The 23,716-nt window shown below is 43.9% G+C and carries 22 protein-coding genes, 1 riboswitch and 1 other annotated feature; all 22 genes read right to left on the bottom strand.

The genetic code is table 11. The features are described 5' to 3' along the window. Positions 1 to 49: 49 nt before the first annotated feature. Complete coding sequence (gene pyrR / locus V6D41_RS06390) at positions 50 to 595, bottom strand: bifunctional pyrimidine operon transcriptional regulator/uracil phosphoribosyltransferase (protein WP_087992122.1); 546 nt, start codon at positions 593 to 595, stop codon at positions 50 to 52. Positions 596 to 778: 183 nt separating this feature from the next. After that, complete coding sequence (locus V6D41_RS06395; protein WP_333517635.1) at positions 779 to 1,690, bottom strand: RluA family pseudouridine synthase; 912 nt, start codon at positions 1,688 to 1,690, stop codon at positions 779 to 781. A gap of 1 nt (position 1,691) precedes the next feature. Next, positions 1,692 to 2,156 (bottom strand): signal peptidase II, encoded by a 465-nt coding sequence (lspA, locus tag V6D41_RS06400; RefSeq protein WP_333517636.1) that lies wholly within the window; start codon positions 2,154 to 2,156, stop codon positions 1,692 to 1,694. A gap of 102 nt (positions 2,157 to 2,258) precedes the next feature. Further along, complete coding sequence (gene ylyA / locus V6D41_RS06405; protein ID WP_333517637.1) at positions 2,259 to 2,633, bottom strand: sporulation-related RNA polymerase-binding protein YlyA; 375 nt, start codon at positions 2,631 to 2,633, stop codon at positions 2,259 to 2,261. A gap of 146 nt (positions 2,634 to 2,779) precedes the next feature. Then, a complete protein-coding gene (gene ileS, locus V6D41_RS06410; RefSeq protein WP_333517638.1) occupies positions 2,780 to 5,545 on the bottom strand; it encodes an isoleucine--tRNA ligase in 2,766 nt (921 codons plus the stop codon). Between the two features lie 52 nt (positions 5,546 to 5,597). Then, positions 5,598 to 5,824, bottom strand: a binding site (T-box leader). 62 nt (positions 5,825 to 5,886) lie between these two features. After that, the gene (divIVA, locus tag V6D41_RS06415; RefSeq protein ID WP_003221468.1) at positions 5,887 to 6,381 is read right to left on the bottom strand and encodes a septum site-determining protein DivIVA; all 495 of its coding nucleotides are present in this window, start codon (positions 6,379 to 6,381) and stop codon (positions 5,887 to 5,889) included. Between the two features lie 93 nt (positions 6,382 to 6,474). Further along, the gene (locus V6D41_RS06420; RefSeq protein ID WP_148961877.1) at positions 6,475 to 7,248 is read right to left on the bottom strand and encodes a YlmH family RNA-binding protein; all 774 of its coding nucleotides are present in this window, start codon (positions 7,246 to 7,248) and stop codon (positions 6,475 to 6,477) included. 61 nt (positions 7,249 to 7,309) lie between these two features. After that, positions 7,310 to 7,582 (bottom strand): YggT family protein, encoded by a 273-nt coding sequence (locus V6D41_RS06425; RefSeq protein ID WP_087992128.1) that lies wholly within the window; start codon positions 7,580 to 7,582, stop codon positions 7,310 to 7,312. Between the two features lie 6 nt (positions 7,583 to 7,588). After that, positions 7,589 to 8,047, bottom strand: coding sequence for a cell division protein SepF (sepF, locus tag V6D41_RS06430; RefSeq protein WP_148961878.1), 459 nt, complete (start codon positions 8,045 to 8,047; stop codon positions 7,589 to 7,591). Then, positions 8,044 to 8,736, bottom strand: coding sequence for a YggS family pyridoxal phosphate-dependent enzyme (locus tag V6D41_RS06435; RefSeq protein ID WP_333517639.1), 693 nt, complete (start codon positions 8,734 to 8,736; stop codon positions 8,044 to 8,046). The genes sepF and V6D41_RS06435 overlap by 4 nt, the downstream gene beginning before the upstream one ends. 6 nt (positions 8,737 to 8,742) lie before the next feature. Next, positions 8,743 to 9,579, bottom strand: a complete 837-nt coding sequence (gene pgeF / locus V6D41_RS06440; RefSeq protein ID WP_333517640.1) for a peptidoglycan editing factor PgeF — start codon at positions 9,577 to 9,579, stop codon at positions 8,743 to 8,745. Positions 9,580 to 9,740: 161 nt separating this feature from the next. Continuing rightward, on the bottom strand, positions 9,741 to 9,986 hold the full coding sequence (locus V6D41_RS06445) for a YlmC/YmxH family sporulation protein (RefSeq protein ID WP_003232153.1): 246 nt from the start codon (positions 9,984 to 9,986) through the stop codon (positions 9,741 to 9,743). A gap of 82 nt (positions 9,987 to 10,068) precedes the next feature. Further along, the gene (locus V6D41_RS06450) at positions 10,069 to 11,349 is read right to left on the bottom strand and encodes an acetylornithine deacetylase (protein WP_333517641.1); all 1,281 of its coding nucleotides are present in this window, start codon (positions 11,347 to 11,349) and stop codon (positions 10,069 to 10,071) included. 85 nt (positions 11,350 to 11,434) lie between these two features. Continuing rightward, positions 11,435 to 11,536: riboswitch (TPP riboswitch) on the bottom strand. A gap of 12 nt (positions 11,537 to 11,548) precedes the next feature. After that, positions 11,549 to 12,343, bottom strand: a complete 795-nt coding sequence (locus V6D41_RS06455; RefSeq protein ID WP_333517642.1) for an ABC transporter ATP-binding protein — start codon at positions 12,341 to 12,343, stop codon at positions 11,549 to 11,551. Between the two features lie 148 nt (positions 12,344 to 12,491). After that, entirely contained in the window at positions 12,492 to 13,274 is a 783-nt protein-coding gene (gene sigG / locus V6D41_RS06460) for an RNA polymerase sporulation sigma factor SigG (protein WP_003221449.1), read from the bottom strand. A 139-nt stretch (positions 13,275 to 13,413) separates the two neighbouring features. After that, entirely contained in the window at positions 13,414 to 14,133 is a 720-nt protein-coding gene (gene sigE / locus V6D41_RS06465; RefSeq protein ID WP_003221446.1) for an RNA polymerase sporulation sigma factor SigE, read from the bottom strand. A 62-nt stretch (positions 14,134 to 14,195) separates the two neighbouring features. Further along, positions 14,196 to 15,125, bottom strand: coding sequence for a sigma-E processing peptidase SpoIIGA (gene spoIIGA, locus V6D41_RS06470; RefSeq protein ID WP_333517864.1), 930 nt, complete (start codon positions 15,123 to 15,125; stop codon positions 14,196 to 14,198). 193 nt (positions 15,126 to 15,318) lie between these two features. Beyond that, positions 15,319 to 19,620 (bottom strand): S8 family serine peptidase, encoded by a 4,302-nt coding sequence (locus V6D41_RS06475; protein ID WP_333517643.1) that lies wholly within the window; start codon positions 19,618 to 19,620, stop codon positions 15,319 to 15,321. A 302-nt stretch (positions 19,621 to 19,922) separates the two neighbouring features. Beyond that, positions 19,923 to 21,074, bottom strand: a complete 1,152-nt coding sequence (gene ftsZ / locus V6D41_RS06480) for a cell division protein FtsZ (RefSeq protein WP_148961884.1) — start codon at positions 21,072 to 21,074, stop codon at positions 19,923 to 19,925. A gap of 35 nt (positions 21,075 to 21,109) precedes the next feature. Further along, positions 21,110 to 22,432, bottom strand: coding sequence for a cell division protein FtsA (gene ftsA, locus V6D41_RS06485; RefSeq protein WP_333517644.1), 1,323 nt, complete (start codon positions 22,430 to 22,432; stop codon positions 21,110 to 21,112). A gap of 174 nt (positions 22,433 to 22,606) precedes the next feature. Beyond that, complete coding sequence (locus V6D41_RS06490; protein ID WP_333517645.1) at positions 22,607 to 22,972, bottom strand: small basic family protein; 366 nt, start codon at positions 22,970 to 22,972, stop codon at positions 22,607 to 22,609. 17 nt (positions 22,973 to 22,989) lie between these two features. After that, positions 22,990 to 23,697, bottom strand: a complete 708-nt coding sequence (locus V6D41_RS06495; RefSeq protein ID WP_333517646.1) for a DUF881 domain-containing protein — start codon at positions 23,695 to 23,697, stop codon at positions 22,990 to 22,992. Positions 23,698 to 23,716: the final 19 nt, after the last annotated feature.

Consider the following 23,716-nt stretch of genomic DNA (forward strand, 5'->3'; position numbering starts at 1 on the left):
CACCTCTTTGCAACCTCTCTGGATTGCCTTTAAAAAGGTGATCTATTATTCATTCATTTTGATAAATGGCCACGAGATCGTTTTGATCTACCTCATGAAGCTGAACCATAACCTTTTCAGCCTTTGATGTCGGGATGTTTTTCCCGATATAATCCGCTCGGATCGGCAGCTCCCGGTGTCCTCTGTCAACAAGCACAGCAAGCTGAATGGAGGAAGGCCTGCCTACATCAACAAGCGCATCCATACCGGCTCTGACCGTTCTTCCGGTGTACAGGACATCGTCAACAAGAATGACTTTTTGATCGTTGATGTCTACCGGAATATCTGCACCTTTCACTAGCGGTTCTTCGTTGCTCGTTTTTTTGGAAAGATCGTCTCTGTAAAGGGTAATATCAATCTCACCGACTGTTACAGGACTTCCTTCAATCTGCTCGATTCGTTCCGCAAGGCGTTTCGCCAAGTAAATCCCTCTTGTCTTAATGCCGACAAGGATGCAGTTATTCATTCCTTTATTGCGTTCGATCATTTCGTGAGCAATTCTGGTCAGCGCCCGTCTGATTGCCTGTTCGTCGAGAATGACAGCTTTTTGATTCAATATGTGACACCTCACAGTTCATTTAGAAGAAAAAACCCCTCTTGCCAGAGCATAGAGGGGTTTTGGGACAAGGTGCGCGCATATACACGCATCCCAGTCTATCCGTTATCCTTCTCAGCCTCTCTGGACTGTTTTAAAGAATCTATTCAGCTTCGTTTATTATTTCAGAAAAGAAATAGTCTGTCAACCATTTCTTCTAAGGTTTTCGATTAATTCTGCCATATCCTCCGGAAGCGGCGCTTCAAATTCGATATATTCGCCAGTGCGGGGATGATCGAAACCTAAAATTCCGGCGTGAAGGGCCTGACCGTTAAAATCGATCGTTTTTCTCGGCCCGTACTTTGGATCGCCCGCCAATGGAAATCCAATATATTTCATATGCACACGAATTTGGTGCGTTCTCCCAGTTTCAAGCTGGCATTCCACCAATGTAAAATCCTGAAAACGCTCAAGCACATGAAAATGGGTGACGGCGTTTTTGCCATCACGCGCCACAGTCATGCTTTGACGGTCTTTCTTGTCCCGTCCGATCGGAGCGTCAATTGTGCCGTCATCGTGAGAAATAAGCCCGTGGACAACTGCCGTATATTTGCGTGTGACCGTTTTGTGGACCAATTGATTTACGAGTGACTCATGCGCCATATCATTTTTCGCCACCATTAGTAAGCCGGACGTGTCCTTATCGATTCTATGAACAATTCCCGGACGCATCACGCCATTGATTCCGGAAAGATCCGTGCAATGAGCCATAAGGCCGTTTACAAGTGTGCCCGTAAGATGCCCTGGGGCTGGGTGGACAACCATTCCACGAGGTTTATTGACAACCAGCACATCCTGATCTTCATAGTAAATATCCAAATCCATAGGTTCTGCCAGTACGTCGAGCGCTTCCGGCTCAGGTACAGTGACGGTCACCTGATCACCCGGCTGAATTTTATAATTTGATTTTACGGGGCTTCCGTTCACGACAACTTGTCCGTCTTTCACCCATTGCTGAACCTGGGTTCTCGACCAATCATTCTCAGTCGAGGCCAGAAATTTATCAATCCGCTCACTTTTTTGTTCTTCTGAAGCGGTTATATCAATTTGATTCATGCTATTGCTCCTTTTTCTTTTTCCCGCTGTCCAACAGCATTTGTATAAATAAAAGCATGACGCCGACACATAGTGAAGAGTCCGCGATATTAAAAATCGGGTAATTGTAATCCACAATAATGACATGGATAAAATCCACAACTTCCTGTCTGAAAGCCCTGTCGATGAAGTTGCCGATGGCACCGCCGAGCATAAGTCCAAGAGCTACGCCAAGAAGCCTTTGTCCTTTAGTATAACGCTGTATGTAATAAACAATGCCAATAATAACCGCGGTTGTAATGAGGTAGAAAAACCACATCTGACCGGCTAATATCCCCCATGCAGCACCCGTATTGCGATGGGAGGTGATATAAAATACCTGATCAATGATCGGAATGCTTTGGCCAAGCTCCATGTTCTTGACGACAAACCATTTTGTCAATTGATCGGCTGCAATAATAAGTAGTGCGATGACATAATACAGCACAAACGTTCCTCCAGTTTACGGTAACTTTAATCCATTATGCATTTTATCAATAAAAAGCACTGGAGTAAAGAAATATCAGGCATATTAACCGGCCAGACACTGTTATTCATACAGTGCCTGACCATATTCGATATCTGTTGACTTCCAGAGCGGAAGCGTTTTTTTTTCAAATTGGACAGAGTAAAGAAAATCGTCTGTAGTGCGGGCAGTCGGCAGCACAGCAAGCTTTGAAAGAGGAATGGGAGCCCCGGTTTCTTCACAATATCCGAATGTGTCGTTTTCGATTTTGGACAATGCGAGGAGAACGTCTTGAAGCTCTTCTTTAATGTGATAGATCAGAGTTGCTTTTTGTTTATGATTGATTGCTGCTTGCGGGCTTGTGGAAGCCTGAAAGCAAGAATACTCAAATAATCTCGACTGTAATTCTTCTTTCATTAGAAGAAGTTCCGTATAAATTGCGGTCAGTTGATCATTCATTCATCACAACTCCTGCTCTTAACGTAGTACTTATATTGTTGCCTGTGAATGATGATCTAAAGCCCATAAGATTTTTCCTTTCGTTCTAAACCATGTCACTCTTGGCACAAAAAAAGCCCGGCTTTTACGCCGGGCTCTCTTTTTCATTATTTTTGATAGTATTTTTCAACGATTTCAGCGTTTCGCAATGAAAGGGTAGGATAGTTCGGATTTGCACCCACATCTTTTGAAATCACACGAGATCTCTCACACATTTCGCCCTCGGCTTTCTCGACAGCAATTTTGCCTGTCGTAAAGCTTTGCGCATCGTTCGGCGCTTCATTTTCTTCGCTGATTGTCAGTTCAGAAACAATAAACAACTGAGAAAGATTTTCTTTTATGGAAGCTAAGAGCTCTTTGTTTTCTTTGTTTGGATACAATTTCAAGTTTGCTTCCAATGATTTGCCGATAATTTTTTCGTTCCGCGCGGTTTCTAACGCTTTTAGCACATCGTCACGGAAAGTCAAAAAGCGGTCAAATTTATCTTCTGTCGCTTCGCTGTTTGGAACCGTGATTGTTTCCGGCATATCTGTCAGCTGAACGCTTTGCTCTTCAACGAATGTTAAATGAGACCATAATTCGTCAGCCGTATGAGGAAGGATAGGAGCCGAAAGCTTCACTAATGCAAGCAGCGTCTCATAGAATACTGTCTGCATGCTGCGTCTGTCCGGATGATCCGCATGCTCGATGTACACAATATCTTTTGCGAAATCAAGATAGAATGAGCTCAATTCGATTGTGCAGAAATTATGGATACTGTGATACACAACCGCAAATTCGTACTCGTCATACGCTTTTTTCACTTTATCAATCAGTTTGTTCAGCTTAATCAGCATATACTGATCCACTTCGCGAAGATTTTCGACAGCCACCGCATTCGTTTTTGGATCAAAATCGAATAGGTTTCCGTGAAGAAAACGGAACGTATTGCGGATTTTACGGTATACTTCAGCAACCTGCTTCAAAATGGCGTCAGACACGCGAACATCCGCCTGATAGTCAACTGAAGATACCCATAATCTCAAAATATCGGCACCAAGCTGTTTCATGACTTTGGCTGGAACAACGACGTTACCGATTGATTTACTCATCTTACGTCCTTCTCCATCCAGTGCAAACCCATGGCTGAGCACACCTTTATATGGCGCTTTTCCTGTTACGGCTACCGCTGTAGAAAGAGACGAGTTAAACCAGCCGCGATATTGGTCAGACCCTTCTAGATATAAATCAGCCGGGCGAACGAGGTCTTCACGCTCTTCAAGCACCGCTTGATGGGAAGAGCCTGAATCAAACCAAACATCCATGATGTCCTGTTCTTTTGTAAATGTGCCATTCGGGCTGCCAGGATGCGCAAAACCTTCCGGAAGAAGATCCTTCGCTTCTTTTTCAAACCAAATGTTTGATCCGTGCTGCCTGAACAATTCAGAAACATGTTCGATGGTTTCATCTGTAATAATCGGTTCTCCGTTTTCAGCGTAAAATACCGGAATCGGCACACCCCACGCACGCTGTCTGGAAATACACCAGTCTCCGCGGTCACGAACCATGTTGTGCAAACGCTGCTCGCCCCATTCAGGAACCCATTTGGTTTCTTTAACGGCATCCAGCAGGTCTGATCTGAAATCTTTAATTGAAGCAAACCATTGCGCTGTCGCTCTAAAAATGGTTGGTTTTTTTGTTCTCCAATCGTGCGGATAAGAGTGAGTAATAAATTCTAGCTTCACAAGCGCGCCTTTATCATCAAGCTGCTGGGTGATCACTTTGTTCGCATCATCATAGAACATGCCTTCAAAGCCTGGAGCTTCACTTGTCATGACACCTTTTGCATCAACCGGGCATAGCACGTCTAAACCGTATTTTTGGCCGATGATAAAGTCATCTTCCCCGTGTCCCGGCGCTGTATGAACACAGCCTGTTCCGGCATCAGTTGTCACGTGTTCGCCAAGCATAACAAGAGAGTCTCTGCCATACAGCGGGTGTTCAGCAATAATGTTCTCAAGGTCTTTCCCTTTGATCGTTCTTGTCACTTCATATTGCTCAAACCCGCATGCAGACGCAACATTTTCGACTAAAGCACTTGCTGCGACAAAGCGGTCTTCACCTACTGCAATCACGCTGTACTCAAGATCAGGATGCACTGAAATTCCGAGGTTCGCCGGAATTGTCCAAGGTGTTGTTGTCCAGATAATAATACGCTCGCCGTTTTCAAGAACGCCTTTGCCGTCTTTTACACCAAAAGCCACGTAAATAGATGCTGAACGTTTATCTTGATATTCGATCTCTGCTTCAGCCAACGCAGACTCACTTGAAGGTGACCAGTTAACCGGTTTAAGACCTTTATAAATGTAGCCTCGTTTTGCCATCTCACCAAATACGCGGATTTGCTGCGCTTCGTATTCCGGTTTTAATGTCACATATGGGTTTTCCCAGTCACCGCGGACACCAAGGCGTTTGAACTGCTCACGCTGTCCCTCGATTTGCTTCCAAGCGTACTCTTCGCACAGTTTGCGGAATTCCGCTACTGACATTTCTTTGCGGTTGACTTTTTTGTTTTTTGTGAGAGCCGTTTCAATCGGCAACCCGTGTGTATCCCAGCCAGGTACATACGGCGCGTTGAAGCCGCTCATTGATTTATAGCGGACAATGAAGTCCTTCAAAATTTTGTTAAGCGCATGCCCCATATGGATGTCTCCATTTGCATACGGAGGTCCGTCATGTAAAACAAATTTCGGGCGGTCTTTCGTCCGTTCCTGCACAAGATGGTAAATATCCTCTTCTTCCCATTCCTTTTGAATGTCAGGCTCACGGTTTGGCAAATTTCCTCGCATCGGGAAATCTGTTTTCGGCATTAAGAGCGTGTCTTTAAAATCCATTTTCATTCCTCCACTGCATTTTTTCAGAAAATAAAAAAAGCCCTCTCATCCCATAAGGGACGAGAAAGCTTATCTCGCGGTACCACCCTTTTAGAAAAAGCCAGCATACGCTTTTTCCTCTCGAGCATCGTAACGTGATGAACGTCCTAACCTACTGTGAGTTCAGAAAGGAAACTTAAGGGCTGATCTACATGATTCCGGCCATCCCGGACTCTCACCATCTCCGGGTCGCTATGAAGGCCTGAAGGAAACATGACTGTCCCTTTCAACCGTCTTTTCATCTGGATTTATGAACGTATTATATTCGACAAGCTAAGAAAATGTCAAGATGATCAGAAAATTTATTCCTTTTCCTCAAATACTGCGTCGACTTCATACTCAAGCAGATGGTCCCAATCGTCATTTTTCAAAAGATCGAGCTGTGCTTCAATCAGCATTTGGAAACGTGTTCTGAAAACTTTAGACTGTTTTTTCAGCTCTTCAATTTCCATTGCAATTTTTCTTGATTTTGATAAAGATTCGTTGATAATGCGATCCGCATTTTTCTCCGCTTCCCGAACGATCAGCTTTGCTTCTTTTTGAGAATTACGTTTTACGTCTTCAGCCGCTTCTTGAGCAACTAAAATCGATTTATTCAGCGTTTCTTCAATATTGGCAAAGTGTCCGATTCTTTCATCAAGTTCATTGACTTTCGCTTCAAGCTCAGTTTTCTTACGGAGAACAATTTCGTAATCTTTTCTGACTTGCGCTAGGAATTCATTTACTTCATCTTCATCATATCCGCGAAAACTTTTTGTAAACGTCTTGTTGTGAATATCATTTGGCGTTAATGGCATGATGCCACCTCCATTTTTACATTTCAGTACGGTTATCTAGTTCACATTATAAAACAAATTTCGCACAGATGGAGAAAAAAACTGAAAAACCGACTATTTTTGTCGTTCAAACGTAACTCTCCATTTGTCTTTTTTGGTTTTTCCTTCGATTTTTGTCAAGCTGCACCGGCCAAAGCCTCTGATAGACAGCATGTCCCCTTCTGCCACCATGTATGAAGGATCTTCAACTACCTTCCAGTTCACTTTCACGAGGCCGTTTTTCACAAGCGTCTGTGATTTCTGGCGGGATTGCCTGCTCATAGAGGCGCAGACGGCGTCAAGCCTTAAAGAAGAAACCGTGTCATCTCTTATTTCGACATCAACTGCGGGAATGTTAAGGTCTGACAAGTCAATTTTCTCTAAGTTGACCGCAGCTTTGCCTGCTTGGGTCAGCTGTGCAGCCACAAAATCTGCGGTATCGGCTGAGACAATCAATTGCACTGATGTCTCAGAAAACACGATGTCACCAAACTTTTGCCGCTTTAAGCCTATGCCCATTAATGCACCAAGCAGAGAACGGTGATCTACTGAGACAAATTTTTCAGCATAACGGACGTTAAACGCCTGCAGTTCAAAATCCGACTCTTCCGGCGTGATGTACTCTGGATACAGAATCGCCCGTTTTCGCTCAGCTCTGCCATAGCCGCCGGAAAAAGCAAGCCCGACGTCTGCCTGTCCCGTAACAGCAGAGAGGATGACCTGCTCTCGGGGGTCTAAAAAGTCGGTCAGCTTCATCCTGTACTGTTCCTGGACAATGCTTTTCCATTCGAGCGCCTGATCAATAAAGGCCCGCTCGTCTTTTCTGAAGTGCTGATATATATCGCTCATCGTCTTTCCCTTCTATGTAAAGAGGCTTGGCTGCTGCCAAGCCCCCTATCAAACTGTCACTTTAAAACGCAATCATGCGATAAAGCCCCCACAAGCCGGTTGTCGCAAACCGAAGCACAAGAATAGCCACGATCGGTGAAATATCCAGCATTCCGATTGGCGGGATGATTTTTCTGAATGGTTCGAGATATGGTTCACAAATCGAAGCTAAAAAACGCCCGACAGCTGTTTCCCTCGTACTCGGCACCCATGACATAAAAATATATATGATCAGGGCAAATGAGTATATTGTGATTAATAAGCTTAAAACCGAAAAAACTTGATAAAGGATCATCTGGCTTTACCACCTCTGATGTTCGTCTTCAGATATGAGCTCAGAAATTGTGCCTGATACATCTACGTTATCAGGCGTGCAGAGGAAAATATCCGAGCCGATTCTTTGAATGTCGCCGCCGATGGCATAAACGGTTCCGCTTAAAAAGTCAACAATCCGCTTAGCCTGGTCATGCTGGATCCGCTGAAGATTGACGACAACTGCCCGCCGATTCTTCAAATGATCGGCTATTTCCTGTGCCTCCGCATAAACGCGCGGCTCACTCAACACCACTTTAGAGGATTTCTGAACACTTTGCAAGCTCACTACATTCTGTTTGCCCGCAGGTTTATGAGCAGCGTAAGCCGGCTTTTCTTTGTGCTCCTGCTGCTCCTCGTCAGATTCCCGCTCTGTCTCAATATATTCATATTCGTATTCTTCATCTTCCATTGAGAAAAAGTTTTTCAGTTTATTTTTCATACTCATTGCTGTACACCCCCTGTTTCATTTCCGACTAACGATGAGCCGATTCTAATATAAGTAGCCCCTTCTTCAATTGCAATTTCAAAATCATTTGACATGCCCATCGACAGTTCTGTACACGGAGCGTTCGGCTGTTTCAGCTCCTGAACCTGATGACAGAGTTCTCTCAGCGACCGGAAACAGCTTCTGACCTGATCTTGCTCATCAGTCAGCGGAGCCATTGTCATCAGTCCGGCCACAACGATATGTTCGAAACCGGAAAGCTCCTGTATGAATGGTATGACTTCTTCTTTTTTCATGCCGTGTTTAGAAGGCTCAAGAGAGGTATTGACCTGCACAAAGCACTTGACAGTACCTTCAGCCCGTTTTTCAATTTCTTTCGCTAATGAGAGCCGATCTAAGGAATGGATATAGGAAACCGCATTGACAACGGCTTTTGCTTTTCTTGATTGCAGACTGCCGATAAAATGCCATTCCGGATTCCCTTTTATGATTTCCTGTTTTCGGAGCAGTTCCGTATCCCGGTTCTCTCCGAGGCAGGTGATGCCCGCATCCACTGCCTCCTGTGCTCTTTCAGGCGATACATATTTTGTGACTGCAATAACCGTAACTTCATCGGAGCTGCGGCCCGATCTGTTACATGCTTCGTTTATTCGTTCGTTTATATGTCGTAAATGATCAACAACACGCAAGATCTTTTATGCCTCCTTCATTCCGATAAAGGACATCATTCGTCCAGTTTTCCCCTGATCGCGGCGGTGAGAATAGAAAAGAGACGGCTCACTTTCCGTGCATAAACCGCTGACAGAAATCTGTTCAGTTGCCAAACCGCTGTCGATCAGTATAAGGCGGTTCAGCTCTTTCAGATCAAGCTGATATTGTGCCTTTTCCGTCTGATTAACGGCACGTCCTGCCGAAACCGGCAATGCCCGGACAGCATCCATAACACGGTCGTCTACCGTATAGCATGCTCCGCTGATAGACGGTCCAATAACAGCATAAATGTCTAAGAGATTTGACCCTTCCTGCTCGGTCCATTGCTTCACCATTTCTCTGCCAATCTGTTTGACAGTGCCTTTCCACCCGGCATGGGCGACCCCGACAAGCGATTTAACCGGATCATAGAAGAAAAGAGGCACACAATCAGCAAAGCATAATGCCAAAAACACATTCTTTTCATTTGTGTAGAGCCCGTCCGTTGCTTTCAGAGCCGTGTGATACTCACGGGCGCCTTTTCCCCTATCTCTCTGCGTCACTTTTTGAACGCGATTATCGTGTGTCTGATCAGCAAATACCCAAGACTGCAAATCAATATTAAACATATCGGCAATATATTCGCGATTTTTAACTACATCTGCATCTTTGTCATGAACGTGCAATCCTGTATTTAACGATTCAAAAGGCTTTTGGCTGACACCGCCGTTTTTCGTCGTGAACCCGGCAATGACTTCTCTGTTGTTTTGATTCGTTTGTGTCCAGTCTTGTATCATGAGTGTCGAGGGTGTGGTAAGACTGAATGGGTGATATGTATTCATGATGATCCAACCTTTCGACAAACATTTAAAAAAGCGGAATTTCCCACTTATTTTACCACATCTTTCTGCATTCGTTGAGCGCCGATTTGCATATTTCTAAATGAAATGTGCCGGAAGAATCGAGACTTCCGGCATTTGCCAATCTGCGGCAGACAAGCAGGTTATGCATGCGGTTCACTTAATCGGACCAAGATCACATCTTCCCCGATTTTTACTATATTTCGCCATGGAATGACTAATTCCTCTTCTTTTCCAAAAAATCCGAGAACTTTCCCATTCCCCCCTAATATGATCGCCTGAATTTTACCAGTAGTCACATTGATATCGATATCGCCAATGCTCCCCAGCTTTTTACCGTTTGAGACATTGACAACATCCTTCACCTGAAATTCTGAAATGCTGATCATTCCATCACGTCCTTTTTCCGTCCTTTTTTCAAGTATATGAATGGGCGGGCTGAACCTTGTCAGCAAGAAGAAATTTTCATGGTTACTGTTCTTTTTTACCGCTGCACCATCTGATGATAAAATCGAGCATGATTTTTGTGTAATCCACCAGCTGCTCAATCGATACCTCCTCGTTCACAGAGTGTGCATTTTGCAGATCGCCAGGACCGTAAATCACGCTTGGTATGCCGGCATTATACAGCCAGCCTCCGTCTGTAACGGATTGAGAAACGTCAATAACCGGACGCTCCCGTTTCACTTCCTCATGAGACGCTGTAAGCGCTAAGACGCCTGGGTGGCAAGGGTCAACTTCCAGAGCCGGAAAAATTTCTCCTCTGTCTTCAATCATAGATGAGCCTCCCCACTTAAAAACAGGACGGTTTTCCCTAAGCCAAATATCACTGTCGCTCAGCCGGTTGATGTAATCTTCTATTTCAGCTGCCACTTGGTCATGGGTTTCATTCGGGTAAAAATGGACCGTAATCCACAGCCGGCACACGTCCGCTATAAAAGCCGCATGTCTGCCGCCTTCAATAACAGCCGGATTAATGGTATTTGTGCCGGGTTTAAAGCCATGGTAACTTTTCATAATGGACCAGTGGCGCTCAAGTTCACCGAGTCCCGCAATGATTTTTGCCATTTTTTCAATTGCGCTTGCCCCGAATGTGCCTCCTCCTGCGTGAATCATATTCCGCCTCGTCCCATCATGAAACGTTTGACTGCTTTTGATTTCAATCCAGCCTGTAATGACACCTCCTTGGCCTTGAATATGCATATCGCTCGTATCCGCGACAACTGCAAAATCAGCATGATAGCCCCTCTTGCAGCATTCAAGCGTGCCGGCTTCTCCGACTTCCTCCCCAATCACCGATTGCAAAATCAAATCTCCGGGAAGTTCAATGCCGGCTTCACGAATCAATTTGACCGCAAACAGCACACACGCCAACCCGCCTTTCATATCTGAAGCGCCTCGTCCGATTAAGAAACCGTTTTTTTCAATTGGGTGAAACGGATTATGCTCCCAATCCTCATTCTCTTTTACCTCTGCAACATCTACATGGCCATTGATGATCAGGCTATGATAACCGGCTGAATCCATTCCTCTTAGAAGACCCACTACATTGGGATCTCCCGGGTACACGTCCCATTTATCGATCGAGAATCCCATGTCATGTAAAAACCCTGCAATCCATGACTGGACGCCGTCTGTATTCCTTGCAGGCGGAGCAGGTGTCTGATAAGAAATCAGCGTTTTTGCAAGCTCAATCAGGTCCTCCTTTTGATCTTCCGCCTTTTTGATCAGAGAGTCTATTTGTTGATTCAATGTGATTCGCTCCTTTTCTTGAAAATCAAAAAGCCGTTTCATATGTTATGAAACGGCTCAATCAAAACACACAGAGTCCTATGTACTCCGCTTTTCACCGCTTCCCTCCGCTGGCATGATCCAGATCAGGTTAAAAGGGTTGAGACAATGTCTCTCTCAGCTTCGAAAAGCACCCCTAGGATGAGTCTGTATGTGTTTGTCAGGCATGTGTTATCGGCTCCGCTCTTGTTAAAAACGGCCGATCCTGATTCCATAATACATGGATTGGCGTATCAAAAAAAGCCGAAAGTATGTGATCAGTAAGCATTTCCTTTATTTCTCCGGATTTAAAGACCTCTCCCTGTTTTAACAAAAGGGCTTTGTCAAAGACCGGCAAAATTTCTTCCGCATGATGAGTCACATAAAGGATCGATGGCGCATTTTCTTTGTTTGCAATGTATGTAATCGTGTCTAACAATTTTTCCCGGGCAATAAAATCCAGCCCTGTGACCGGTTCGTCCAGTATCAGCAGCTCCGGATCCGCCATTAGCGCTCTTGCAATCAAAGCTCTTTGTTTTTCTCCTTGAGAAAGGGTTTCATAGCGGCGGTCGGCATATTCAATCGCTCCCAAGTCCTCTAACAAACCAATCGCTTTTTCCCTGATTTCCGCACTTGGCGTTTCATACAATCCAATTGAAGCGTAAGCGCCGCTCAAAGCAATTTCAAACGCTGAATCTGCCGGGTGCAATTTTTGCTGAAGAGCCGCTGAGACGAGGCCGATTTTCTGCCTGAGCTTCTCCCCAAGCTCGGTTTTGCCAAATTCATGGCCAAGCACCTGCATCTCGCCTGATGTTGGAAAATAATATGAACAAAGCATATTTAACAGTGCGGTCTTTCCCGCGCCATTCAGTCCGTAAAGCACCCAATTTTCCTTTTCTTCCACCCTCCAATGGATATCCCTCAGTATCCATTTTCCATTTCGTTTTAATGAGACATTATCAAGCTGCAAAATCATCGTGGTCCTCCTCTTTACTGCCTTCTATAATTGTTTAAATTTTCATAAAACTTCGTACGAACTAGGATACCTTATTTTTTCCAAAACGTAAACCGCCCGCAATCAATAGAAAAGCCTTTAAAACAAAAATTGTTTTAAAGGCTTTTCTTTATTGATGAATATTCTTATTCATTTGTTTGATAGCCGCTTTTTCTAGCCTGGACACCTGCGCTTGGGAAATCCCGATTTCCTCGGCTACTTCCATTTGTGTTTTTCCTTGGAAGAACCTCTTTCGCAAAATCATTTTTTCCCTATCATTCAGTCTTCTCATGCCCTCTTTTAAAGCCAGCTCTTCAATCCATTGTGAATCTTTATTGCGCTCATCACTAATTTGGTCCATCACATAGATAGGGTCTCCGCCGTCGTTATAGATCGGTTCAAATAGAGAAACCGGATCCTGAATGGCATCAAGCGCAAATACAATTTCTTCATGCGGTACTTCAAGAACTTTTGCGATGTCTTCTGCAGTCGGCTCCTTGCTTGTCTCACTGATTAACCGCTCTCTTACCTGAAGTGCCTTGTAAGCGATGTCCCGGAGTGATCTTGAGACACGAATCGGGTTATTATCGCGTAAATACCTTCGGATCTCTCCGATTATCATAGGTACAGCGTATGTTGAAAACTTAACATTGTGGCTTAGGTCAAAATTATCAATGGATTTCATTAGTCCGATGCAGCCGACCTGAAATAAGTCATCAACATACTCTCCTCTGTTATTAAATCTTTGAATGACACTTAAGACAAGACGCAAGTTCCCGTTTACAAGCTTTTCTCTCGCTGAATCATCGCCTTCATCCTGCAGCTGCCTAAACAGCTTTCTCATCTCTTCATTCTTGAGTACTGGTAATTTGGAGGTATCCACCCCGCAGATTTCGACTTTATTTCTCGACACTTTTTTCCCTCCCTACAGGAGCTGCTGTACAACGTTAAGTATCTCCTTGGGTGGGAAAAATATGCACTGCACTCAGATCGAAAAACAGTCGAATTCAGGAAATCCCTGTAAAATCAAGGGTTCTATACTATAAAAAATTTTACACCATTTTGTTGAACTCTTTTCTCAATCTTTTTATTATTCTTTTCTCCAGACGTGAAATATAAGACTGGGAAATTCCCATCATATCCGCTACATCCTTTTGGGTCTTTTCTTCTTCGCCGACAAGCCCAAACCGCAGCTCCATGATTTGCTTTTCCCTCTCATTAAGCTGTTCAAGCGCTTTTTTCAAAAGCTTTTTATCTACGTTAGCTTCTATGTCTTTTGTGATAATGTCATCGTCCGTGCCGAGCACATCAGAAAGCAAAAGCTCATTGCCGTCCCAATCAATATTAAGCGGCTCATCAAAGGAAACCTCTGACCGGATTTTGTTGTTTCTTCTTAAATACATCAGGATTTCATTTTCTATACAGCGTGAGGCATAGGTCGCCAGCTTGATTTTCTTTTCTGGATTAAACGTATTCACAGCTTTGATTAATCCGATGGTGCCGATGCTGATTAAATCCTCTATATTAATTCCTGTATTTTCGAATTTACGGGCGATATAGACGACCAGACGCAAATTGCGTTCAATCAAAATGGCGCGAGCCGCCTGATCGCCGTTTGGAAGCTTCATTAACAGAACCTGCTCCTCATCTTTAGATAATGGAGGAGGCAGAGCTTCACTCCCGCCTATGTAATAGACTTCATCACTTTTCAGCCCAAGTTTCATCAGCAGCTTATACCAGAGGTGCGTCAATCGCAATTTCAGTTTTTTCATCTTCCTCTCCCTTCTAAATGTCACGTCGTTTGAGTATGATAAGTAACGGACATTTGCGAACATTATGAGACGTGTTTGATGGTCTTGCCCGAAAGCATTTTCGGATGAATAATGGCGTCAAACTCGCCATCTGCAGATAGCTTTGTTGTGCTGATGCCGATTAAGCATTTATCCGCAGAAATCATTTCTTGTTTTGTCATAATCGTTACGTGATCCGGTTTAACGCATAGTAAAAATTGATTTTGCTGACCTACTCCCCTGTATGGAATCAGCCTCATTTTATCCAAAAAGCGAAATGAATCATCGAGCTGCTGAGTGGCTTCCAATGGATCTGTGTTTCGAATAATCATCGTTTCGGCTGCTCCGAAAATCGGTTCCAGTTTATCAAGGTGAATAATCATGACAGGCGTTTTAGTAAGCGGATCGTACAGCTGATTACCGGAATCAACCAGCCCTCTGACATGAAGCGTTTGGCCGCCCAAATCAGCCTGTACGCTGACTCGTTCCTCATATTGAATGTTCTTTGTTTCAATCTCTTCAATTCTTCTCTTAGAAAAAAACCATAACACTGGAAAGCCAGCAACAATAAACAACCAGCTGATCGGGTCTCCAAACCCTGTTTGATTCGTCATCATGACACCGTTTCGAACAACGGAATTGGTCTGCAGCAAAGAATGGGCTCCGATCATTCCTCCCCCCATTAAAAAAGTCGCAAAATAAAAGGAAAACAAATTTTGAAAGAAATAACGAAATCTTTTAAAGCCAAATGTCACCATCACAATAACAACTGAAAAAGCCAGCTTACCGGCCGGATGTTCAACGATCGGCGAAAAAGGAGTAAACATCAATAGAACAATACTTGAACCGATGAACGCTCCGCCTAGCAGTCTTCTTTTTTTCACATGCCGTTTTAAAATAAATGCCGTGAGCAAAAGCAAAAGTGCGTCAAAGCAAAAGTTCAATAGCCAAATGACATCCAAATAGATTTTCACATCTGACTCCTTTCTTTCTTGCATCACGCTGTTCCCCTTCTTGTTTCATAAGTATAAATCAAGCTCTGTGGGAAAGTCTGTCAATTAATGTTGAGAGGAAAATACAATTTTTCAGGGATAACTGCTTAATTTGTCGAGGGAATAAATGAGAGTATACATAAAAAAGCTGCCCTTGACGGCAGCTTTTTTACACTTAATTTCCAGTGTTGATATAGAGTTTTCCGTTCGCTGTTTTTCTTGTTTCATTTCCATAATCATCACGTACAATCACTTCTACTTTTGCTCCGTTTGCTTTAATAGAAGAAGTGGCTGTCCAATAGCCTTCATATCGCCCCGGAGAAATTTCTCTTAACGGGAGCTCGGTGGCGTTTTGCACACTCGCTCTTGCATTTGTCAGCGGCATACGAATGACGAACGTTGCATCCAAATCTTTAGCGCTTGAGAAAGCGACTTTCACAGATTCACCGGCTTTTAAGATTTTGTCCTCTCCCGGGATCAATCCGGAGATGACAGGCTGGTCATAGTTGACATCAATGACAGCCTTTTTCTTCGTTTTGTTACCTGCTAAGTCTGTTGCCGTCACCTTGATTTCATTGCTTCCGTTCTCCAAAAGAATACGGGCTGAGTATGAACCAGCAGTGACCGTTGCTTTTTTGCCATTCACTTTGACTTCTTTCAGATTGTCATCGGATACAGACCCTTTGACAGTCAGCGCTTCTTTATTTATTTTCTCGCCATCCTTTGGATTGTCCAGCGTCAATTCTGGCTTGTCTTGATCAAGCGTGACCATGACAGGGCTGGAAGCATCCGTAGTCCCGTTGTCTGTTGATGCCGTGGCCGTCAGCTCATTTTCACCCTCGCTGAGTGATACGCCTGCCTGAAACGCGCCATCCGCCGCAGCTTTCGTCTCTCCTGCTTCTTTCTTTCCATTATAAATGTGTACCGTTGTTCCCGGAGAAGCTTTTCCTTTTACGGTGACGTTCTCCTTATTTGTGTATGATTTGTCTGCCGGTGAAGTGATCTCAGGTACAGCCGCTTCATAATCAACTAATGCGCGGATCATATAGTTGCCGTCAGCTTCGTCACCCGGCTGCCATTCTCCGTCTATATACTGCCAGTTGCGGCCGGAATTCTGACTGGTTTCATCCATTGCCAGTCCTGGTGAATATGGATCTGGTTTCGACTGGATATATACGAGATAAAAGTCTTTATCGACCATAATCCCTTTTGAACTGAGATCTACCTTGGTCCATTCGCCATTGCGAAGGGCTTCAGCGTTAAATGGCCCGGCAATTTTCTTGCCCGGTGCGCCATCTTCTCCTGTAGCATCGTATACCTCAACCTTAAACTCTGTGCCGCCAGGATCAGGGAACTCTGTATCCCAGAATCTAAACAGTCCTCCTGTAAGCATGCCTTTGTCTTTGCCGTCAGCCAATGTCATTTTGACAGCCCATCCATTACCAGCTGCAAAATAGGAATTGGCATTCTCCGCCGTTCCATCATCATATGCAATCTCACCCGGATAACCGACGAAAGGCTTCAGTACAGTTTCCTTCGTAACATTACCTTTTAAATTAACGGAAAATTCATCGCTGTAATAACCTGGTGCAGCGACTTTAATCGTATAGGCGCCTTCATAGGCCTCAAGCGTATATTCACCTTTGTCATTTGTTGTAGCCGGTTCAACCGCGGCATCCTCCACGACATAAACAGAGGCTCCTTTTACCGGCTCTCCTGTCGTTTTATTGATGACCGTGCCTTTTAATGTGCCCTTCTTCATTTCTTCTAACGTAAAATTAGCTGGTGTCGTCTGATCTGCCTGCAGAGAAACCTTTTGTGTTTTCGATTGATAGCCGTATGCTTCTGCCATAAGCGTATAGCCTCCCGCTTTGTGCGTCAGCGTGTACTGCCCTGTGGATTGATCTGAATATGTTGATTTTCCTGTTTCCACAACACTGACTTGCGCCCTGAGCGGCAAAACTTGAGGCTGTATCTCTTTACTCTGGTTTTTTACCGCTATGTTTGCAGATGGCTTAGCTTTTTTCGGATTCACTGGCTTTTTCTTTTGCTTTCCAGACGGCTTTTCAACACCCAGCTTATTCTTTTTGGCTGTTTTTCCGGCCGATTTGTCAGAAAGCACTACATCATCAATGTACCAGCCCTCTTTTGCAATGCTATCATCGGATTGAAGATTAAACATGACTTGAATGTTTTGACCTTTATAAGCGGATAAATCAATTTCTTCGTCCATCCAGCTTGATGTCTTTCCATTATAGACGCCAGCCTGCTCCCAATTCTTCTCACCTTCAGGCAAAACAAAAACATAGCCATAATCAAAATCATTCTCTAAATTGTGCCAGCTTTTAAATTGGAGAAACAGGTTTCCTGAATCCGGCACTTTAAAAGGAGGCATCACGAGATTCATATTTGCTAAGTTGCCATAGTTTCCTGCCAGGTCTGTTCCGTATACTTTTTCTCCGGAAGCTGCTGTATTTGGGCCTGCTGACGGAACTCCCCACTCCCAGCTATTATTTGTGCCGCTCGCAATCCAGCCGCCGGGTTCAGTTTCAAAGTCCTGCTTATAGCCCGCCGTGATGCTTGGTTTCACTGTTACATCATATGTGTCAGACTCAACGACATGGCCGCCAAAATCCTGAATCATCCACTTATAGCTTAGTGCAGCTCCTTTTACGTTTGGGATCTCCGCCTGATACGTTCCTTTCAGGTGATCTCCGCTGATTCGTTTAGCCGTTACTTCAGTCCACTCGCCTTGATCCCGCTTATAGGACAGTTTGACAGATGTCACACTTACATTGTCTTCAGCTGTCAAAGTCAGCGGCAGGTTCGCGCCTTCATAGGCTTCTGTTACTTTCTCATGCTGATAGACAGGAGGCTCTTGATCATCTCCCTCTACAGAAACCTGTCCTTCTGCTTTTCCTAAACCATCTGTAACAGCTGATACAGCGTCAAAAGCGTTCACCAAACCATGGCCGTATCCGTTATTCGGAGAATCAGGAAATGTTGAATCCGTCAGCGGTTCAGCCGTGCTGGTTAAAATATCCTCCATCTCATCAACAGAAAGTGAGGCATCCGCCTGTTTAAGCAATGCGGCAACAGCGGACACATGCGGCCCTGCCATTGATGTGCCATTCCATCCGTCCTCGTATGTCTGGCCGGGAACGGAAGAGCGAATATTAACGCCAGGTGCAGAAATTTCCGGCTTTATTTCATCATATGGAGATGGCCCTTGGAGAGAAAAGTCAGCAAGCTTTTTGTTAATATCAGTCGCTCCAGTTGCAAACGATTCCGGATAGTTTGCTGGGTTTGCGATAGAACCAGGCCCGCCCGGAATAAAGATATCTGTATTTCCCGCTGAAAACTCAGGGAAAATATCGGCCGCACGCCAGGCATTGACCATGTCCCTGTACCATTCATCAAGTCCTGAGCCCCCGCCCCATGAATTATTGACAACATCAGGAGCCATTTCCGGGTGAGGATTTCCATCTGCGTCCTTTGGAGCTAAAACCCATTCACCGGCCTCCAAAATGTCAGCATCAGTGCCGCCATCTTCGGAGAACGCTTTAACAGCAATCCATTTTGCGCCTGGCGCTACACCGATTTGATTTGTTCCATCGGGTTCAGATCCCACCATCGTACCTGTCACGTGGGTTCCATGAGCCAAATCATCATAAGGACTTGCTTCGCCTGCTACGGCATCATACCAGTTCATTTCATTATCAGGCTCATCAGGATTTTCCGGATTATATCCGCGATATTTCTCTTTTAATGCCGGATGGTTCCATTCCACACCTGTATCAATGGACGCGACAACCGTGCCAGTGCCGTCATATCCAAGTGCCCAAGCTTTCGGAGCGTCGATTTGGTCTACATTCCATTCCACACCGTCAGTTGCTTTGACAGATTTTTGCGCTTTTTTCATATTGAATGGGGAGGATGACTTAAACAGCTGCCGTTTCTCATTTGGAAGCACTTTTTCCACTTCGGGAAACTGCGCCACCTTTTCCATCACTTCTTTTGAGGCATGAACAGCGATCCCATTCACTACATAATAAGAGTGAATCTGATCTGCATTTCCTTTATTTTTCTGACTCTTCAAGTATGTTAAAACGTCTCTCTGAGATTCATTGGCTGTGACTTTTAGAGATGACACAACGGCGGAACGCTTTTGATATTCCGTCTTAGCGGACGTCAGCTTCTTTGATTTCGCTTTTTTAACAGCCGCTTTTGCCGCTTTTTTTGTGTCAGCTTGATCTTTAAATTTAATCAGAAAGGTCGTTTTTTCTTTCTTTTTAAAGCTTTTCTTTAATGAACTAGAGATCTTGTTCTGAATGGATTCAGCAGATTGAAGCTCCTGTTTAACAAAAGTTGAGGCGCTTTTGCTGCTTGCTCCGGCTACACCCGGAAAAAGCATTGAACCGATGACAACCGTACTTAAAACAGAGCTGATGAGTCTGTTTTTCGTTTTTTTCCTCATTTTTATCCCCCTTTTTCAACATGCTTTGAAAAAAAAAGTCGTCCCTCCTTATAAAAATGAATGGTTTGTCAGAACATCGCTGTACGTTAACTGTAGACAATCTCTATTACAGATATTGTCGTTTTATGTCACCTTATTTCCATAAATATGAAAACAATAAAATTGTCATGGGATTTAAATGAGTCTAATGACCTGATTTTATTTTTATGTGAAGGAAGGCATAAGGAAAAAGACTTTATATAGAAGAAAGGTTTTGGAGAAAAACAAAAAGGACAAAATCGAAAACGATTTTGTCCTTTACATTAGCCGCGTTTATTTCGGTTTCTTAAGAATGTCGGGATGTCAAGCGTATCATCAGCCGGCTGTGAGGTATGACGGCTTACTGTATTTTGTTGCTGCTGAGGCTCCTCACGTTTTGGCTCACGCTTTGGAGCACTTTGATTATTTGTTTTGATACTTTGGTTTAAGCTTGGACGCTGAGATTTCGTCACGTCCTTCTCTTGTTCAATGAAACCAGTCGCAATCACTGTCACCACAATCTCGTCTTTTAGATTTTCATTGATAACAGAACCGAAAATCATATTTACGTCTTGGTCAGACGCAGAAGCGACAATGTCTGCTGCTTCCTGAACTTCATATAGGCTGAGATTTGTACCCCCAGTGATGTTCATGAGAACGCCTTGCGCACCGTCAATGGCCGCTTCAAGAAGCGGGCTGGAGATTGCCTTTTTCGCTGCCTCTGCCGCGCGGTTTTCTCCAGTCGCAATACCGATACCCATCAAAGCAGATCCTTTGTTTGACATGATTGTTTTCACATCAGCAAAGTCAAGGTTGATAAGACCAGGTGTCGCAATCAAGTCTGAAATACCTTGAACCCCTTGGCGGAGTACGTTATCCGCTTCACGGAATGCTTCAAGCATCGGCGTGTTTTTATCAACAATTTCAAGGATCCGGTCGTTCGGGATCACGATCAGTGTATCCACCGCTTCTTTCATTGCTGTGATTCCGCCTGCAGCCTGAAGCTGTCTTTTACGTCCTTCAAATGTAAACGGTCTTGTAACGACTCCGACTGTTAATGCGCCTAAGTCTTTCGCGATTTGTGCGATAACCGGTGCGGCACCTGTTCCTGTTCCGCCCCCCATACCAGCTGTCACGAACACCATGTCAGCGCCTTTTAATGCTTCTTCAATCTGCTCTTTGCTTTCTTCAGCGGCTTTTTTTCCGACTTCAGGATTCGCACCTGCTCCCAATCCTCTAGTCAGTTTTGCGCCGATTTGCATTTTCACTTCTGCTTTTGACAGGTTAAGAGCTTGAGCGTCCGTATTTACCGCGATGTACTCTACTCCTTGCACTTCATTTTCAATCATTCGGTTAACGGCGTTGTTACCGCCGCCTCCTACTCCGATTACTTTAATTGATGCTAAGCCGTCTATGTTTGTTTCGAACTCCAACATGCTAAATCCTCCTAATCTGCCGAATGACTATCTATCTATTCCCAAAACATGCTTAATAGTTTTTTCATTTTGCTCTGTTTATGATGTTCGGCTTGTGTTTTTTGTTTTCCTTTTGGCCGCTGCTGCACCTCATTTTGGTAATGATGCTGCTCTTGTTCCTCTGATGATGAGACTGCGATTTCCTGTATCGCTTCTTCAGGCATCTTGAAGCCTATTTTTCTGCCTTGGATTCTTGCATTTCGGCAGGCGAATTGGATCATGCCCACTCCCGTCATATATTGAGGATCTCTTACACCGATATAATTCGGGCTTGCCACTCTAACATTGTTTTGCAGCACATCCTGTGCCAATGACATGACACCCGGCATTGCTGCTTGTCCCCCTGTCAGCACGAAGCCTCCCGGCAGATCGGTAATTCCCATACTGCTAATCTCTTCTGAAACAATTTCAAGAATTTCTTCTACTCTTGCTTCAATGATGTTCGCTGCTTCCTGCTGTGTAAATGTTTGTTTTTGATTGGTGCCGATAACGGTTACCTCAAATACTTCATCTTCCGAGGCTTCGTCATAGTAGGCATGTCCAAATTGCTTTTTCACGCGTTCTGCTTCTTCTGTTGACGTTCTCAATCCGATGGAGATATCTTTGGTGATATTTTCGCCTCCGAGTGGAATAACACGGGTAGAAGTCAGATGTCCGTTCTCGAATACGGCAATGGTCGTTGACCCTCCCCCTATATCAATGAGAGCCACTCCAAGGTTTTTCTCGTCCTTTGACAATGCAGCAGAACCAGTTGCCAGCGGCTGAAGACAAATATCAGTTATTTCAATACCGGCTCTTTCAACACAGCGAAGCAAGTTATGTAAAATTGTTTTTGAACCGGTGATCAAGGTGCCCTCTACTTCTAAACGCACACCAAGCATTTTTTTCGGGTCGGTGATTTCATCTCTTCCATCTACGATAAACTGTTTAGGAATGACATCCACAATCAGCTGTTCGTGCGGTACTGACACAACCTGTGCCGCCTCCATGACTCGGCGCACATCTTCAACCTGAATTTCTTTATTTTCACTGGAAACTGCTACAACACCGTTTGTATCTTGAATATTGATATAATTTCCATTAACGCCGACAATAGCTTTTCTAAGCGGAAAACCTACCATTCTTTCAGCTTGGTCAAACGCTTTTCTTATAGAATGAACAGTTTCATCTATATCAACGATTGAGCCTTTTTTCAACCCTTCAGACGGTACATTTCCCACACCGATAATATTTAGGGAATCATCTGTCATTTCTCCGACGATCACTTTTGTATTGGACGTACCGATGTCAAGACTGACGTAAAGTTCATTGTTGTTCATTCTATGGCACCTCCTCACATTTCAATCATTTCTATTCTATTATTTGCGGAACAACAATACAATGAATGTGGCTTTACAAGTGTGTAACAAAAAATAACAACGGAATATTCCTTATGTGCTCTTCACATTTTATGTTTATTGAAAATATTCGTTATATCCTATGTATATCCTCTTTTATATCACATTTTTTTTATTTTTTTTAGAAAGAGTCCACTTTGTTAGTAGATTTCTTCTGATCACGGCAATATTCTGAAATAATCTGACTCCAAATGCGAATATACCTGCTAAATACAAGTCTACACCAAGATGGACTCCCAGAAAAGCTAAACTTATTGCCAATATAATATTAAAAAAGAAACCGGAAACAAATACCATTTCATCATATGCACCTTGTAAATGCGCCCTGATTCCGCCGATTAATGTATCAAGCGCGGCAAGCACCGCAAGCGATAAATAGTTTGAGTATTCACTCGGTATCGTTAAGTTTGTCATCAGTCCAAGCGCAATTCCGAGCACCAGCCCCAATACGGGCAGCCACATGACGGTTCTCCTCCTTTTCAGTCTTTAAGCGGTTTTAGCCGTTGTACATCCAATGGCCTGTCATATGCTTTTAATGTCAGTTCGCTTTCAGATTTACCGGCTTTTAATGCTAAATTTTCAGATGCAAAGAGATCCTCAAGGCCTGATCCCTTCACTCTGCTGTACAGCATGACCGGATCTTTGGCAAGCACATTTACTGTTAAAGGATAATCGTCAAGGCCGTATCCGTCTATTTTCGTTGTGCCGTTTATATCCCTTATGACTGTATGATTCACAACTCTTCGCTCATTAATAGAGATTTGTTCTGCACCGAAGGAGTTGAGTTCATTGATCAGCTTCTTCAGCAAATCCGGAGGCGGATTTTTGATCGGCTCTCCTGTTAAACTTTCAGAAAAAAGCGGAGATATGGTGATGACAATTCCGCTACCTGTTATATCGGTCATGCCGGCTGTTTTTTTTAAGGTTTGCAAGGTATTATTGAGCGCGGTTTCTTTTGTCATTTCTTTCGTTTGCGAATAGCTATTCAGCAATTTATCATATTTGTTTATTTCATCCAGCAGCTTTTCCTGCTTCTTCTGCTCTGAAGTCAGCTCTTCCCTTATATCCCACATATCTCTCGTGTCTCGGACTTTGGGGTGCTTTAATGAGTTAAACTGAACAGCTATCATGATGCCGAAGATGATCATAAGCACACTGATGCTTATGAAGGAACGCTTTATTTTCAATCTGTTTCACCCGCTTTTT

It is taken from the genome of Bacillus sp. 0102A (genome assembly GCF_036765155.1).
In the GTDB taxonomy this organism is placed as follows: Bacteria; Bacillota; Bacilli; order Bacillales; family Bacillaceae; genus Bacillus; species Bacillus subtilis_G.